Here is a 16,298-nt window from a genome sequence, read left to right as displayed (position 1 = left end):
GCGGCGTGTTTCACGTGAAACACGCCGCTTGATGTTGTCGAACTGCTCCGCGCGCCGTTGACGTAACGTGATATGAAAGTCAGGCAACCTTCTTCGCGAGGCCCAGATACGTTTCAATCACGCGGGGATTTTGCGCCAGATCCGCAGCCGCACCTTCAAGCGCAAGCTCACCGGTTTCGAGCACATAGCCGTAATCGGAGATCTGCAGCGCCGCACGCGCATTCTGCTCGATCAATAGCATGCCGACGCCAGTCGCCCGCAGCGCACTGATGATATGAAAGATCTCTTTCACGATCAGCGGCGCGAGTCCAAGGCTCGGCTCATCGAGCATTAGCAAATCCGGCTTTCCCATCAGCGCGCGCCCCAGCGCGAGCATCTGCCGCTCGCCACCGGATAACGTACCGGCACCCTGCTTTCGACGCTCTTTGAGTCGCGGAAATAGCTTGAACACCGGATCAAGCTGATCGAGATAGTCTCGATCCCGTGCCTTCTTCCGACGATAGGCGCCGAGCACCAGATTGTCCTCGACGGTCATCGCCGCGAACAACTCGCGCTTTTCCGGCACGAGGCACATGCCACGCACAACGCGCTGTTCGACCGGCAACGCGCTGATGTCGTCTCCGCGGTAGTGGATCTCGCCCTTTGCATGACCGCTTACCGGAAGCGAGCCCATGATCGCGTTCAACAACGTCGACTTTCCGGCGCCATTCGGACCGATCACAGAGACGATCTGCCCCGGTCGCACTTCGATTCGTGCGCCGTGCAACGCCTCGACTTTCCCATAGCGGACCGACAAGCCGCTGACATGCAGAATCGGCGCGGACATCGCATCGGCCGATGTCTTCAGCGACGCTGCCACGTTTGTCATCTCCATCACTCCACCCCGCCCAGATACGCTTCCAGCACAGCCGGATCCTTCTGCACCTCTTGCGGCAACCCGTCGGCGATCCGTGTACCGAACTCCATCACCACCAGTCGATCGGTCAGATTCATCACGAAGTCCATGTCGTGTTCGACCAGCAGCACGCTCATGCCTTCTTCACGCAATCGGCGCAACAACGCGGCCAGTTGCTGCTTCTCCTGATAACGCAGACCCGCTGCGGGCTCGTCAAGCAATAGCAGCGTCGGGTCACCGCACAACGCACGTGCAATTTCGAGAATCCGCTGCTGGCCGAGCGCAAGGCTCCCCGCTTCGTCATACATATGCTTCTCGAGCCCGACACGACGGATCTGACGCGCGGCCTCCGCCATCAGGTGCGCTTCCTCCGACCGATTCAGCCGCATGATGCTGCGCCAGACACCAGCATGGCCACGCAAATGCGCACCGATCGCAACGTTCTCGAGAACCGTCATTCCCGACACCAGCTTCACATGCTGGAACGTGCGCCCGATGCCACGCCTTGCGATCTCCCGCGAACTCAGCGTATCGATCCGCTCGCCGCGGAACGTTACGGTGCCGCGAGTCGGCTGCAGCACGCCGGTTACCAGGTTGAACGTGGTCGACTTGCCGGCGCCGTTGGGGCCGATCAGACCGATGATCTGCCCGGACTTCAAATCGAAACTGACGTCGTTGACGGCGACCAGCCCGCCGAACTCCTTGCGCACCTTATCGACGGAAAGGAGCCGTTCGCCGACCGCCGGCTTACTGCGCACTGGCAGCGGATGCACGTCGCTCGGCACACGCGCTTGCGGTCCACGCGGAAAGAGCCGCGCGACGAACGGCCAGACACCGCCGCGGGCGTATTGGAGCAGCACCACCATCAGAATGCCGAACACAATCACTTCGAAGTTGCCGTTCTCACCAAGCAGCTTGGGCAGCAGCGTCTGAAGATAGTCCTGCAACAGCGTCAGAATCGCCGCGCCCAGCACCGCGCCCCACACGTGCGACACGCCGCCGACCACCGCCATAAACAGATATTCGATACCGTGATTGAGGCCAAACGGCGTCGGATTCACCGCACGCTGCAGATGGGCATAGAGAAAGCCCGAAATCGCCGCTAGCACCGCCGCATAGACGAAGATCACGACCCGCATCCAGCCGGTATCGACGCCCATCGCTTCCGCCATCGATCCACTGCCGCGCAGTGCGCGAATCGCACGACCAGGCCGACTATTAAGCAGGTTCTGAACAGTGACAACCGCGCCCAGGACGACGATCCAGATCAAGTAGTAGATATGTCGCCCGGTCTCGAGATCGATGCCGAGCAGATTCAGCACCGGAATGCCGTTGATGCCGTCGTACTTGCCGAGCCATTCGAGGTTGCCGAACAGAAAAAACAGCGCGAGGCCCCACGCGATCGTGCCGAGCGGCAGAAAATGCCCGGACAACCGCATCGTCACCGCACCGAGCATCCACGCGATCAACGCCGTCAGCAACACGCCGGCAATCAGCCCGAGCCACGGCGACACACCGAACTGCGTCGTCAGATACGCGGTCGAATAGGCGCCGATACCGACGAACGCGGCCTGCCCAAAGCTGGTCATGCCGCCGATGCCAGTGAGCAGCACGAGCCCGATCGCGACGATCGAATACAACCCGATGTAGTTAAGCAACGTGATCCAGTACTCCGGTATATGAAGCGGGTTCGGCAGCACCGGCAGCGCAAATAGCACAATCAGAAACAGCCAGAACGGCGCGTTCTTCACGATACGTTTCATCGCGTCACTCCTCCGCCTCTTCGGGATGCGGCGTCGCGAGACTGCGCCACAGCAGCACCGGGATGATCAGCGTGAACACGATCACTTCCTTGTACGCACTCGCCCAGAACGACGAGTACGATTCGAGCAGTCCGACCAGCACGGCGCCGGCCGCCGCAAGCGGATAGCTGACCAGCCCGCCGATGATCGCGCCGACAAACCCCTTCAAGCCCATCAGGAAACCCGAGTCGTAATAGATGGTCGTCAGCGGCGCGACGAGCATGCCGCATAGCGCGCCCAGGCCGGCGGCAAGCGTGAATGCGAGGCGCCCGGCCTGCGTCGTGCCGATCCCGACCAGTTGCGCGCCGACGCGGTTCACCGAGGTCGCACGCAACGCCTTGCCGGAAATCGAACGATCGAAGTACAGATATAGCGCGACGATCAGCACGACCGCGGTGCCGATCACCCAGAGACTCTGCCCGGAGATCGTCAGCGAGCCGATATTGAACGTCGCATCCGAGAACGCGTTGGTACGCGAGCCTTCCGCGCCGAACATCACCAGCCCCAGACCGACCATCGCGAAGTGCACGGCGACCGACACGATCAGCAGCAACAATGTCGTCGTCTCGGCAATCGGCTGAAACGCCAGCCGGTATATGAACGGTCCCATCGGAACGACGATCAGCAACGACAGCGCGATCTGCACGATCATCGGCAGCGGCTGCATGAACAGACCGCGCGTGACGGCCGCTACCGCAATCGGGAATAGCAGATACCTAACGGCTAGCGTCATCAGCGTGCGAGCCGCATGACGGCGTCGTTCGGGATGCCGAACGAGTCCGCCGGCTTCGATCACGAAGCATGTTGCGCCCATTGCGACCAGCATCCAGCAGGTGGCCGGAAACTTCTGCGATTGCAGCGCCGCTAGCGTTAGCGCGCCGTATGAAACGAACTCCCCTTGCGGGATAAAGATCACGCGCGTGACCGAGAACACCAGCACTAGTGCGAGTGCGAGCAATGCGTAGATCGCACCGGTCGTGATGCCGTCCTGCGCGAGGATCGCCGCGATTGATAAATCCATACAAACTCGTCCTGGAGCGTCGAAAACCGAAACGGGGAATCAAACGAAAAAGCCGGAATACACCGAGCGAATGAGAGCCGGCAGTGAAGCGTTGAAACCTGATTCCTGCGGCACGGGTGGCCCGTGTGGCACGTGATTCACCGCGCCGATCGCTCGGGCACCACGGCCCGCTACTGCTCCGGTCTTCGCATCGACCGACCACCGATGCAGCAGCGTCTGCCATTGTGCTTGATACGAAGCCGGTTCGTCGTACCTGACGCGCGATCGCTTTTATTGCTTACGTTCTGATCCTTTTGCAGGTTTCATCTAACGTCGACGGCCTGCACGATCACACGCGATGCAATCGTCGCGGCGCCCGTGGTGAGGTCGGTGTCGGGTGTCCTTCTCAGGAATCCCGAGCGCTCAGCAGAATCGCCGTCGAAGTAATTCACCGGTCCTCACACGTGTCCATGCGGTTCTCAAACGCGACTCCCGCGCCGGGTACCTGAATCTAGTGATCGAGCGAGCGCATGTGAACCATGGTTTTCCCTGCCGTTTCCACCGCGGCCGGACAACAAAAAAGGCGCGTCAAACTGCACGCGCCCTGCTTGCTTCCGGATGGTCCGGCGCCTCATGCCACTAGTTGGACACGAGCTTCCATTTCCCGTCGACGATCTCCACCATCACGCGCGCGCGCTGATCGAAGCCAGCGTGATCATTGACGCTCATGTTGAAGATGCCCTGCGATGCCGGCAGATCCTTCGTATTCTCGAGCGCGTCGCGCAGCGCTGCGCGGAACGCCGGCGTACCCGGCTGCCCCTTCTTCAACGCGATCGGAATTGCATGCTGAAGAAGCAGTCCAGCGTCCCACATATGACCGCCGAATGTCGACACCGATCCGGCGCCGAACGCGGCCTCATACGCGCGCTTATACGTCAACGCAGGTTGTTTGGCCGGATTCGAATCCGGCAGCTGATCCGCGACCAGCAGCGGCCCCGCCGGCAGATACGTGCCTTCGCAATCCTTGCCGCACACGCGCAGGAAGTCGTTGTTCGCAACGCCGTGCGTCTGATAGTACTTGCCCTTGTAACCGCGTTCCTTCAGCGTCTTCTGCGGCAGCGCGGCCGGCGTGCCGGCACCGGCGATCAGCACCGCATCCGGGTTCTGCGCCATCATCTTCAGCACTTGCCCGGTCACTGACGTGTCATTGCGCGCGAAGCGCTCGCTCGCAACGACTTTGATCTTCGCGAGCTCGGCGGCCTTCGAGAATTCCTTGAACCAGCTTTCGCCGTACGCATCGGCAAAGCCGATAAACGCAACCGTCTTCACCCCATGGCTGGCCATGTGCTGCGCGATCGCCGTCGCCATCAGAATGTCGTTCTGCGGCGTCTTGAAGACCCATGCGCGCTTCGCATCCATCGGTTCGACAATCGCGGCCGCGGCCGCCAGCGAGATCATTGGCGTTTGCGTTTCGCTCGCGATGTCGATCATTGCAAGCGAGTTCGGCACGACCGTGGAACCGATCAATGCGTCGACATGGTCTTCGCTGGTCAGCTTGCGTGCGTTCTTGACGGCCTGCGTGGAGTCGGTCGCATCGTCGAGCACGATGTAGTCGACCTTTTGCCCCGCGATCTCTTTCGGCAATAGCGTGGTGGTGTTCTTCTCGGGAATTCCAAGCGACGCCGCAGGGCCTGTCGCCGATACCGTCACGCCAATCTTCACGTCCGCAGCCGCCGGGCCGCTGTAGGCCGCGCACACACCCGCGGCGACGAGTGCCGCGCTAATCCAACGCAATACCGACTTCATTCCGCTCCTTTTGCCCATGTTCGAAACGAAGTCGAAATAAAGGGCCGGTTTAGAAAGGCCGACGCCGTGGTCTGGCCCAGATCAACAGAATCGCGAGTGTAGCGGAGCGCCATTCGATGCGGCAAGCGGTTTGCCGATGCGAAAAAAGTCGGGAATAAATTGCGGATTCGCACCTGTGAAAGTGGATGCGCAGCGAACGGACACGCTGCATGAAACGCCATTCGACGACAGCGCAGATTGAATGTGCGTGAAAGAGAAATGCAGGTTGAACGCACAAGTCGCACAAAGTAAAAAGCGCTGTTGGACCTAGTCCAACAGCGCTTTCGTGTGGGCGCTTAGCGCCTCATGTCTCCTCGTTCTCCACCTGCAAAATTCGGGTGCAGCAGAACTGTGTGAAGATTATCGAAGCGCCATCGTCCCAACAACTAGCATTTACCCTAGTGGTGCAGTCTCGCACCGTCTTGGGGCGCACTGTCGACACTTTTGACGTGCTTGTCGAGCTTGCCGCGCCGCGCCGGTCTTTAGATCGGATACCGAAACAACATGCGACATCGGGAAGCGCTCCCACTCACCTACGCTCTTAGTGGTTTTACCCGCGCGACGATCTCGCCGACTATCCCGCGCCTGAATGCAAGCACGCAAGCGATGAAAATCAGACCCGTCACGATCGTCACCGATTCACCGAGCGAGCGGAACCAGTCGATGCCAGTCATCGACGCGATGCCGTTGCCGATATCGCCGAGCCGGTCTTCCAGCGCGACAATCAGCGCGGCGCCCAACAGTGGTCCAAACAGCGTGCCCATCCCGCCAACCAGCGTCATCAGCACGACGAGGCCTGACATCGTCCAGTACGCGTCGCTTAATGTTTCGAAGCCGAGCACCAGTACCTTAAGCGAACCCGCGAGGCCGGCGAGCCCGGCGGACAACACGAACGCGAGCAGCTTGAAGCGGGTCGTGTCGTAGCCCAGGGAGATCGCACGCGGCTCGTTCTCCTTGATCGCGATCAGCACCTGCCCGAACGGCGAGTGCACGATACGCACGATCAACAGGAACGCGAGCACCATCACCAGCAGCACCACGAAATACAGCGTGAGATCCGACGACAGACTGAGCACGCCGAACAGCTTGCCGCGCGGCACACCTTGCAGACCGTCCTCGCCATGCGTGAACGGCGCCTGCAGGAACACGAAGTACACCATCTGCGCAAGCGCGAGCGTGACCATCGCGAAGTAGATGCCTTGCCGGCGAATCGCGAACAGCCCGACCACGAGACCGAGCAACGTCGCCGCCGCGGTGCCAGCCAACACGCCGATTTCCGGCGTGGTGCCGTGCGACTGGATCGCGTAGCCCGTCACATAACCGGCCGACGCGAGAAACATCGCATGCCCGAACGACAGCAGACCCGTATAGCCGATCAGAAGATTGAATGCCGCCGCGAACAGCGCGAAGCACAGCACCTTCATCACGAACACCGGGTAAGCGCCGGCAAACGGCGCGACGATAAGGCCGATCAGCAGCAGCACGTATAGCGCTTTTCTCTGCATTATTTTTCCTTGCCGAAGAGACCCGTCGGCCGCACCAGCAGCACGAGCGCCATGATCACGAACACGACGGTCGCCGATGCTTCCGGATAGAACACGCGCGTGAACCCTTCGATTACGCCCAGCACGAGGCCGGTCAGGATCGAGCCCATGATCGAACCCATCCCGCCAATCACGACCACCGCAAACACGGTGACGATAAACGGCTGCCCCATCAGCGGCGATACCTGGATTACCGGCGCGGCAAGCACGCCTGCAAATCCCGCGAGCGCGACACCGAAGCCATAGGTCAGCGTGACCATCAGCGGAACGTTGATGCCGAATGCCTCGACGAGCTTCGGGTTCTCCGTGCCCGCGCGAAGATAGGCGCCCAGACGCGTCTTCTCGATCACAAACCAGGTCATGAAGCAGACGATCAGCGACGCGACGACCACCCACGCGCGATAGTTCGGCAGAAACATGAAGCCGAGATTGGTCGCGCCGGACAGCAGCGCAGGCACGTCGTACGGTTGCCCGGACGCGCCGTAGATCGAGCGGAACACGCCTTCGACGACCAGCGTGAGCCCGAACGTCAGCAACAGACCGTACAGATGATCGAGCTTGTACAGCCAGCGAAGCATCGATCGTTCGATCAGCATGCCGAATAAACCGACGATGACCGGCGCCAGCACGATCATCACCCAGTACGGCAGGCCAAAATACGCCAGCCCCATCCATGTGAGCATCGCGCCGAGCATGAACAACGCTCCGTGCGCGAAGTTGATCACGTTGAGCAAGCCGAAGATCACCGCGAGGCCGAGACTGAGGATCGCGTAAAACGAGCCGTTCACGAGACCCAGCAGCAACTGGCTCAACATGGCCGGCAGCGGGATGCCAAAAATATCCATTGGACGCGTCGTCAAAGTGAAAGCAAAAGCGCACTGGGCGCATCGGGCCATCCCCAGCCCAATGCGCCCAGCACGCGGAACGTGCTCACCTGCCGCGCACTATCTGCGCCGCAGGCAGTCGCCGCCGGCGCTTATTTCCACAACGCGCAGCGCGTTTCCTGCTTTGTCGTAAATGCCTGTTCGCCCGGAATCGTCGCGGTGATCTTGTAGTAATCCCACGGCTCTTTCGATTCGGCCGGCGTCTTCACCTGCATCAGGTACATGTCATGGATGAAGCTGCCGTCCTGACGGATGTAGCCCTTCGCGTAAAAGTCGTCGATCTTCGTCTTTTTCAATTGCGCCATTACCTTGTCCGGGTCGGTCGAGCCGACCGCCTTCACCGCATTCAGGTAGGTCATCGTTGCCGAGTAGTCGGCGGCCTGAAGGCTGGACGGCATCTTCTTCATCTTCTCGAAGTAGCGCTGCGCCCATTTGCGCGTGTTCGCGTCCTTGTTCCAATACCAGCTGTCGGTTGCAACGAGACCTTGCGTGGTCTCCAGCCCGAGGCTGTGGATGTCGTTGATGAAGATCAGCAGCGCGGCGAGCTTCATCGACTTCGTGATGCCGAACTCCTTCGCGGCCTTGATCGAGTTGATGGTATCGCCGCCGGCATTCGCGAGGCCGAGGATCTGCGCTTTCGATGCTTGCGCCTGCAACAGGAACGATGAGAAATCCGATGCGGACAGCGGATGACGCACTTCACCGAGCACCTGGCCACCGTTCGCTTTCACGACGTCCGCGGTGTTCTTTTCAAGCGCTTTGCCGAACGCGTAATCGGCCGTCAGGAAGTACCACGTCTTGCCGCCCTGCTTCGTGATCGCCGAGCCGGTGCCTTTTGCGAGCGCGGTCGTGTCGTACGCGTAGTGAACCGTATATGGCGTACATTGTTCGTTGGTCAGCGTGTCCGCGCCGGCGCCGATGTTGATGTACACCTTGTGCTTCTCGCCCGCGACCTGATTGGTCGATAGCGCGGTGGCGGAGTTCGTGCCGCCAATCACCGCATCGACGCCGTCGCGATCAAACCATTCGCGCGCACGTGACGCGGCGATATCCGCCTTGTTCTGATGGTCCGCGTAGAGAACCTGAATAGGCTTGCCGTTCACCTTGCCGCCGAAGTCGGCGACCGCCATACGGATCGCTTCGAGACCGCCCTGGCCATCGATGTCCGCATAAAGCCCCGACATGTCGGTGATAAAGCCGATCTTCACCGCGTCGTCGGCTGCCCGCGCGCTGCCCGCGGTCAGCGCGATACCGGCCGCCGCCGCGAAACAGAGTGAAGTAAGTCGCGCGAGAGTCTTCCTTTTCATGTGTGTGTCTCCTTCGTTCTGCGTTGTGGTTATCAGAGGCAAATGTGGCAATACGTGTGGCGAGAGCGGCCGGCGAAAACGCGACTTCGAGGCATCACCTCGAAGCGCCCGCGCCGTTCACACCCCGAGCAGGTCATGCAGGACCGGCATCTTGCTTTCGAGCTCCTTCGCACCGAAATGCTCGACGATGCGGCCGTGCTCCATCACATAGAAGCGGTCCGCAAGCGGCGCGGCGAAGCGGAAATTCTGTTCGACCATCACAATCGTGTAGCCGCGCGACTTCAATGTGACGATCATTCGCGCGAGCGCCTGCACGATCACCGGCGCGAGCCCTTCGGAAATCTCATCGAGCAGCAGCAGGTTCGCGCCGGTGCGCAGAATGCGCGCGACCGCGAGCATCTGCTGCTCGCCGCCCGACAGCCGCGTACCCTGGCTCATCCGGCGCTCGTGCAGATTCGGAAACATTTCGTAGATTTCGTCGAGCGACATCATGTGCGCCTGGTCGCCTACAGGCGGCGGCAGCAGCAGGTTTTCCTCGCACGACAGACTCGAAAAGATGCCGCGTTCCTCGGGGCAGTAACCGATACCGCAGTGCGCGATTCGATGCGTCGGCAGACCAATCGTCTCGCGCCCGCCGATACGGATCGACCCGGTGCGCCGCCCGGTGAGGCCCATAATTGCGCGCAGCGTCGTGGTGCGGCCGGCGCCGTTGCGCCCGAGCAAGGTGACGACCTCGCCGCGCGCGACAGTCAGATCGACACCATGCAGGATATGCGACTCGCCGTACCACGCCTGTAGCCCCGCGATCTCGAGCGCGGGCTCTGCACTGATCGTTCCGTTCGTTGCGGTGTTTTCGTTCTCGGTCACCGTGCTCATGCATGGGCTCCGGCCAGCGTCGCATCGGCACTGCCCATGTAGGCCTGAGTCACGAGCGGGTTCTTTGACACTTCCGCATAAGTTCCTTCCGCCAGCACTTCGCCGCGCTGCAGAACCGTGATCGTGTCCGAGATGCCGGCAATCACATTCATGTTGTGCTCGACCATCAGAATGGTGCGGCCCACCGATACTTTTTTGATCAATGCGGTCACGCGATCGACGTCTTCATGACCCATCCCTTGCGTCGGTTCGTCGAGCAGCATTAGCTCCGGCTCCATCGCGAGCGTCGTCGCGATCTCGAGCGCGCGCTTGCGGCCATAGGACAGTTCTACCGTCGGCACATCGGCGAAGTCGGCAAGACCGACCTGGGTCAGCAGATCGAGCGCGTTATCGTCGAGTTGGCGCAGCGTGCGCTCGCTCTTCCAGAAATGAAACGCAGTGCCCAACGCGCGCTGTAAGCCGATCCGCACGTTTTGCAAGGCGGTCAGATGAGGAAAAACTGCGGAAATCTGAAACGAGCGAATGATGCCGCGCCGCGCGATTTGCGCCGGACGTTCACCGGTGATGTCGACCCCGTTGAAGACGATTTGTCCCGCAGTCGGTTCGAGAAATTTGGTGAGCAGATTGAAGCAGGTGGTCTTGCCCGCGCCGTTTGGTCCGATCAACGCATGAATCGAGCCACGACGTACCCGCAGGTTCACGCCGTTGACCGCCGTAAAGCCCTTGAACTCCCTTGTGAGCCCGCGCGTTTCGAGTATCGTATCGCCGAGAATCATGTTCCCTTCCATGCGAAGTAAGGCGAAGCACTACGGTTTGCGCGCAGAAGTTGCGCAAGGTCGGATGGCGGTGAAACCCCCGTTGCCGGTCGTCGCGTGATGCACCAGCTTGTGCACCCGCACGAACGGCAAGCCATGCCGCACTACGCAGCATGGCTGTCATTGTCGCGCCAATGATGCAGCGCATTCATTGGGATTTGCACTAAGTGTGCCGAGGGCATCCGCCTCTACAGCCCGTGCTGGTGCGCTACCGCGGGTTCGACTGTCACGCAACCGACATAGGCACAGTCGCGGCAGGCTTCGCTTCGTTCGACATTGTGCTGCGTTGCGCACGCCGATCCGCGCGAATCATTTCGCTTGCGCGCTCGGCGATCATCAACGTCGGCGAATTCGTATTGCCCGATGTAATGACAGGCATCACCGATGCGTCCACCACGCGTAAGCCTTCGACACCGATCACACGCAAGCGCGTATCCACCACTGCGGCGGGATCATCGGTGGTGCCCATCTGGCAGGTCCCGACCGGATGGAAGATCGTCGTGCCGACGTTGCCGGCCGCGCGCTGCAACTCTTCCTCGGTCTGGAACTGCATGCCGGGCAGAATTTCCTCCGGCGCGTACCGCGCAAGCGCCGGTGCGGCGACGATACGGCGCGTGAGGCGCAGTGCGTTCGCGGCGACATGCCGGTCATAGTCGGTCGACAGATAGTTCGGCGCGATCAGCGGTGGCGCATGCGGATCCGGCGACTCGATATGAATGCTGCCGCGCGACGTCGGCCTCAAGTGACAAACCGACGCGGTAAACGCATTGAAACGATGCAGCGGTTCGCCAAAGCGTTCGAGCGACAACGGCTGCACGTGATACTCAAGATCGGGCCGTGTAATCGACTCGTCAGCGGCGTCCGACTTCGCAAACGCACCGAGTTGCGACGGCGCCATCGACATCGGACCGCTTCGCAGCAGCAGGTATTGCAGTCCAATCATCAGCTTGCCCCACCAGTGCGCAGAAGTGGTATTCAGCGTGCGTACCCCGCGCACTTTGTAAGCCATCCTCAATTGCAGATGGTCTTGCAGGTTCTCGCCGACCCCTCGCAAATCCTGAACGACATCGATGCCGAGGTTCTGCAGACGCGCACCGTTGCCGATACCGGACAACTCCAGCAACTGAGGCGAATTCACCGCGCCCGCGCTCAGGATCACTTCGCATTTTGCTTTCGCGATGAAATCGATGTCGTTGCCGCGATACTCGACACCGACACAACGCTTACCGTCGAACACCAGACGCTGCGTATGCGCACCGGTGATGGTGGTCAGATTGGGACGGCGCATCGCCGGTCTCAGGAATGCCTTCGACGCATTCCATCGAATGCCGTGCTTCTGATTCACGTCGAAGTAACCGACGCCGCAGTTATCGCCGCGATTGAAGTCATCGGTCGCGGGGATACCCGTTTCCTGCGCGGCATGCGAAAACGTTTCGAGAATCTTCCATTTCAGGCGCTGCTTTTCGACGCGCCATTGGCCACCCGCGCCGTGCCACTCGTTCGCGCCGCCGTGATGGTCCTCGCTGCGTCTGAACACCGGCAGCACCGAATCCCATGACCACGACGCGTCGTTCGTCACGCGTGCCCATTCGTCGTAGTCCTCGCGCTGGCCGCGCATATAGATCATTCCGTTGATCGACGAACTGCCGCCGAGCACCCTACCGCGCGGGTAAGACAGTGCGCGGCCGTTCAGGCCAGGTTCGGCGCACGTCTTGTAGAGCCAGTCGGTGCGCGGATTACCGATGCAATACAGGTAGCCGACTGGCACGTGAATCCAGTGGTAATCGTCATTGCCGCCGGCTTCGAGCAGCAACACCGAGACGTCGGGATCTTCGCTCAGCCGATTCGCGAGCACGCATCCGGCCGTACCGGCGCCAATCACGATGTAGTCGAATTCGCCTTCGACGGTTCTGGCGCGCGCTGGCTTTGATGCGTTTGTGGTGGTCATGGTCGGTCTCCTTTTGCAATCCCTATACTTAGGATCGCTTCTGTTTACTTCGCCACCGGCATCGTGAACTCGGCGCCCTTCGCGATGCTGTCCGGCCAGCGCTGCATGATGCTCTTGTAGCGCGTATAAAACCGCACGCCTTCTTCACCATACGCGTTGTGGTCGCCGAACAGCGAGCGCTTCCAGCCACCGAACGAGTGCCACGCCATCGGCACCGGAATCGGCACGTTGATGCCGACCATGCCGATCTGAATCTGCCGCGAGAACGCGCGAGCCACACCGCCGTCGGTCGTAAAGCAAGACACGCCGTTCGCATACTCGTTTCTGTTGATCAGTTCGACTGCCGAAGCGAAGTCGGGCACGCGCACGACGCACAGCACCGGCCCGAATATCTCATCGCGATAGATCGACATATCGGTTTTCACGTGATCGAACAGCGAGCCGCCGAGGAAGAAGCCTTGTTCATGGCCGGCCACTTCGTGATTGCGGCCATCGACGACCAGAGTCGCGCCTTCGGCCACGCCCGCATCGACATAGCCCGACACTTTCGCGCGATGCGCGCCCGTGACGAGCGGGCCCATTTCGGCGGCCGGGTCCATACCGTTCGCGATCTTCAGCGTCTTCACACGCGGCGTCAGACGTTCGACCAGTTCGTCGGCGATATGACCGACTGCCACCGCGACCGAGATCGCCATGCAGCGCTCGCCGGCCGACCCATAGGCGGCGCCGATCAATGCGTCGACCGCCTGATCCATATCCGCATCGGGCATCACGACCAGGTGGTTCTTCGCACCGCCCAGTGCCTGCACGCGTTTGCCGTGCTTCGTGCCCTCCGTATAGATGTATTCCGCGATCGGCGTCGAGCCGACAAACGACACCGCGCTGACGTCCGGGTGCACGAGCAGCGCATCGACCGCAACCTTGTCGCCATGCACGACGTTGAACACGCCATCCGGCAGACCCGCTTCCTTCATCAATTCGGCGAGCCGGATCGACGCGGACGGATCACGCTCCGACGGCTTCAGAACAAACGTGTTGCCGCACGCGATCGCCACCGGGAACATCCAGCACGGCACCATCATCGGGAAATTGAACGGCGTAATGCCGGCCACGACGCCCAACGGCTGACGCAGATTCCAGTTATCGATGCCGCCACCGATCTGATCCGTGAAGTCGGTCTTCAGCAAGTTGGGAATGCCACATGCAAATTCGACGACTTCGATGCCACGCGTCACTTCGCCCTTCGCATCGGAGAACACCTTGCCATGCTCGCGCGTAATGATTTCGGCCAGTTCGTCGTGATGCTTGTCGAGCAGTTCCTTGAACTTGAACAGCACGCGCGCACGCTTGATCGGCGCGGTCTCGCTCCATGCGGGAAACGCGGCTTTTGCCGCGGCCACCGCCGCATCCACTTCGGTCACGCTCGCGAGCGGCACGCGCAACGCGACGCTGCCGAGCGCCGGATTGAACACATCGCCGAAGCGCCCGCTCGTGCCTTCGACCGCGCGTCCATTGATCGCATGCGTCAACGCGCGCACGTGCGAAGGGTTCTGATCTGTCTCGCTCATGTTTTCCTCGTCAAAAAAGTCGATGGATGCGGCTCGTTGGCGCGCTTGTAGTGACCTGCAATAAACCAAAGGCTAATCGCGTTCCGGAGGCGAAATCCAATGAGTATTGCTCAAGCGCGATATAAGACGCGCTAATATCAGCCGATGGACCTGACACTGCTTAGGGCGTTTGCCACGGTCGCGCGAGTGGGCAACCTGACGCGCGCCGCGGCGCAACTGCATCTGACTCAACCCGCCGTTAGCCTGCAGATCAAACATCTGCAGCAAGCGCTCGGCGTGACGCTCTTTACGCGCTCATCGCACGGCCTCACGCTGACACGCGACGGACAGGCGCTGCTGCCGCATGCGGAACGCGCACTTGCCGCCGCCGACGACGTGGAGCGCGCCGCGGCGACCTTGCGCCACGAAGTTCGCGGCCGGCTACGCATCGGCACGATCCTCGATCCTGAATTTCTACGCCTTGGAGGCTTTTTGCGCCAGTTGGTGGAAACCTGGCCGCATATCGAAACCGCGCTGCGGCACGGCATGTCCGGCTGGGTGCTCGAGCAGATTCGCGCGGGAGAACTCGACGTCGGCTATTACATCGGCCAGCCGGCCGACGACGCCCCCCGCGACTCGGCGATCTTCCATGCAGTGACGCTGACCCGCTTCCAATACCGCGTGCTCGCGCCGGCCGGCTGGAAAGACCGCGTGAAGGCGGCCCACGACTGGCGCGCGCTCGCCGCGCTGCCATGGATCTGGACGCCGCCGGCGTCCGCGCATAACCGGCTGTTATCGCGGCGCTTTGCCGAAGCAGGCGTCAAACCGGTGAAGGTCGCCGAAGTCGATCAGGAGCAGTCGATGCTAGATCTCGTCAAGTCCGGCGTCGGGCTTTCTCTCGCGCGCGACGCGACCGCGATCGCCGAAGCGCATGCACACGCGTTGACGATCGTCGAAGGCATCACGGTGCCGACCGAACTCAGTTTCATCACGCTAGCCGCACAGAAGGATGAACCCGCGATCGCCGCCGCATTGAAGCTGATCGACATGCAGTGGGCGATATGAGCAACGCTCATGTCAGTTGCGATGTGCGCTGCGCCAGCGCGTGGTCACGCGCTTTTTGCTAGATTGTCGGTTCCCGTCTCTGCTCTTCAGCCGTTTTCCCCGTTGGCCTTTCGTCCGGTATCCGGTGTGCATTGATCTGCACAAACGCATATCGCCGCCGTGCAATCCCGAAAGGCGCCGTGCTTTTGACCGTCAACTGTCATTCTCTCAACAGGAGCTCTACATGGCCCGCAACATCGAAATCAAAGCCCGCGCCCCCCAGTTCGACCTGCTTCGCGAGCGCGCCGCGGCCCTGTCGCCCGATGCTCCGTTGATCTTTCGCCAGCAGGACAGTTTCTACGAAGTGCCGCGCGGCCGCCTGAAGCTGCGCCAGTTCGACGACGGCACGCCGGCGGAACTGATCTTCTATCAGCGCGACGACCGCGACGGTCCGAAGGTTTCGTATTACACGAGAAGCCCGGTGACGAATGCCGATGCGATGCATGCGCTGCTCGCGACCGCGCTGACCACGCGCTGCGTCGTGTCAAAGGAACGGCATGTGTACCTGGTGGGCCGCACGCGGATCCATCTGGATCGGGTCGATGGGCTCGGCGACTTTATCGAGCTCGAAGTCGTGCTCGCACAGGACGACGACGAGGAAGGCGGCGAAGCGGAAGCTCATCAAATGTTCAGAAAGCTGGGCGTACCGGAGTCGGATCTGGTGGCGGTTGCTTATGTTGACCTGCTGAATCCGGCGCAGGAGCCGTTGAAGGTCGCGTGAGCGATGCCGG

General features: G+C 61.1%; 13 protein-coding genes. 2 read left to right on the top strand and 11 right to left on the bottom strand.

Annotated features, from left to right (window positions below; all coding sequences use genetic code 11):
• Positions 1-79: 79 nt before the first annotated feature.
• The 11 genes from BX592_RS09660 to BX592_RS09610 form a co-directional block, all read right to left on the bottom strand.
• On the bottom strand, positions 80-868 hold the full coding sequence (locus BX592_RS09660) for an ABC transporter ATP-binding protein (RefSeq protein ID WP_377681654.1): 789 nt from the start codon (positions 866-868) through the stop codon (positions 80-82).
• Between the two features lie 5 nt (positions 869-873).
• A complete protein-coding gene (locus BX592_RS09655) occupies positions 874-2,658 on the bottom strand; it encodes a branched-chain amino acid ABC transporter ATP-binding protein/permease (RefSeq protein ID WP_134191511.1) in 1,785 nt (594 codons plus the stop codon).
• A 4-nt stretch (positions 2,659-2,662) separates the two neighbouring features.
• Entirely contained in the window at positions 2,663-3,718 is a 1,056-nt protein-coding gene (locus tag BX592_RS09650) for a branched-chain amino acid ABC transporter permease (protein WP_134191509.1), read from the bottom strand.
• 618 nt (positions 3,719-4,336) lie between these two features.
• Complete coding sequence (locus BX592_RS09645; RefSeq protein WP_134191508.1) at positions 4,337-5,503, bottom strand: ABC transporter substrate-binding protein; 1,167 nt, start codon at positions 5,501-5,503, stop codon at positions 4,337-4,339.
• 572 nt (positions 5,504-6,075) lie between these two features.
• Positions 6,076-7,047: a branched-chain amino acid ABC transporter permease gene (locus BX592_RS09640; RefSeq protein ID WP_134191506.1), complete on the bottom strand. Its 972-nt coding sequence runs from the start codon at positions 7,045-7,047 to the stop codon at positions 6,076-6,078.
• Positions 7,047-7,931, bottom strand: a complete 885-nt coding sequence (locus BX592_RS09635; RefSeq protein WP_134191503.1) for a branched-chain amino acid ABC transporter permease — start codon at positions 7,929-7,931, stop codon at positions 7,047-7,049. The genes BX592_RS09640 and BX592_RS09635 overlap by 1 nt, the downstream gene beginning before the upstream one ends.
• A gap of 131 nt (positions 7,932-8,062) precedes the next feature.
• Positions 8,063-9,277 carry an ABC transporter substrate-binding protein gene (locus tag BX592_RS09630; RefSeq protein WP_134191501.1) on the bottom strand — a complete coding sequence of 405 codons (1,215 nt, stop codon included), beginning with the start codon at positions 9,275-9,277 and terminating at the stop codon, positions 8,063-8,065.
• A 117-nt stretch (positions 9,278-9,394) separates the two neighbouring features.
• A complete protein-coding gene (locus BX592_RS09625) occupies positions 9,395-10,153 on the bottom strand; it encodes an ABC transporter ATP-binding protein (protein ID WP_134191499.1) in 759 nt (252 codons plus the stop codon).
• Complete coding sequence (locus BX592_RS09620) at positions 10,150-10,929, bottom strand: ABC transporter ATP-binding protein (RefSeq protein WP_134191497.1); 780 nt, start codon at positions 10,927-10,929, stop codon at positions 10,150-10,152. The genes BX592_RS09625 and BX592_RS09620 overlap by 4 nt, the downstream gene beginning before the upstream one ends.
• Before the next feature lie 265 nt (positions 10,930-11,194).
• Positions 11,195-12,916, bottom strand: coding sequence for a GMC family oxidoreductase (locus tag BX592_RS09615; protein ID WP_134191495.1), 1,722 nt, complete (start codon positions 12,914-12,916; stop codon positions 11,195-11,197).
• A 44-nt stretch (positions 12,917-12,960) separates the two neighbouring features.
• Positions 12,961-14,484 (bottom strand): CoA-acylating methylmalonate-semialdehyde dehydrogenase, encoded by a 1,524-nt coding sequence (locus BX592_RS09610; RefSeq protein ID WP_134191493.1) that lies wholly within the window; start codon positions 14,482-14,484, stop codon positions 12,961-12,963.
• Between the two features lie 144 nt (positions 14,485-14,628).
• Here BX592_RS09610 and BX592_RS09605 point away from each other — a divergent pair, with 144 nt between their 5' ends.
• Positions 14,629-15,528 (top strand): LysR family transcriptional regulator, encoded by a 900-nt coding sequence (locus BX592_RS09605; RefSeq protein ID WP_134191491.1) that lies wholly within the window; start codon positions 14,629-14,631, stop codon positions 15,526-15,528.
• Between the two features lie 223 nt (positions 15,529-15,751).
• The gene (locus tag BX592_RS09600; protein ID WP_134191489.1) at positions 15,752-16,288 is read left to right on the top strand and encodes a class IV adenylate cyclase; all 537 of its coding nucleotides are present in this window, start codon (positions 15,752-15,754) and stop codon (positions 16,286-16,288) included.
• The last annotated feature ends 10 nt before the right edge of the window (positions 16,289-16,298 follow it).

Source organism: Paraburkholderia rhizosphaerae (genome assembly GCF_004366595.1).
Lineage (GTDB): Bacteria > Pseudomonadota > Gammaproteobacteria > Burkholderiales > Burkholderiaceae > Paraburkholderia > Paraburkholderia rhizosphaerae.
This window is presented reverse-complemented; position numbering and strand designations above follow the sequence as displayed.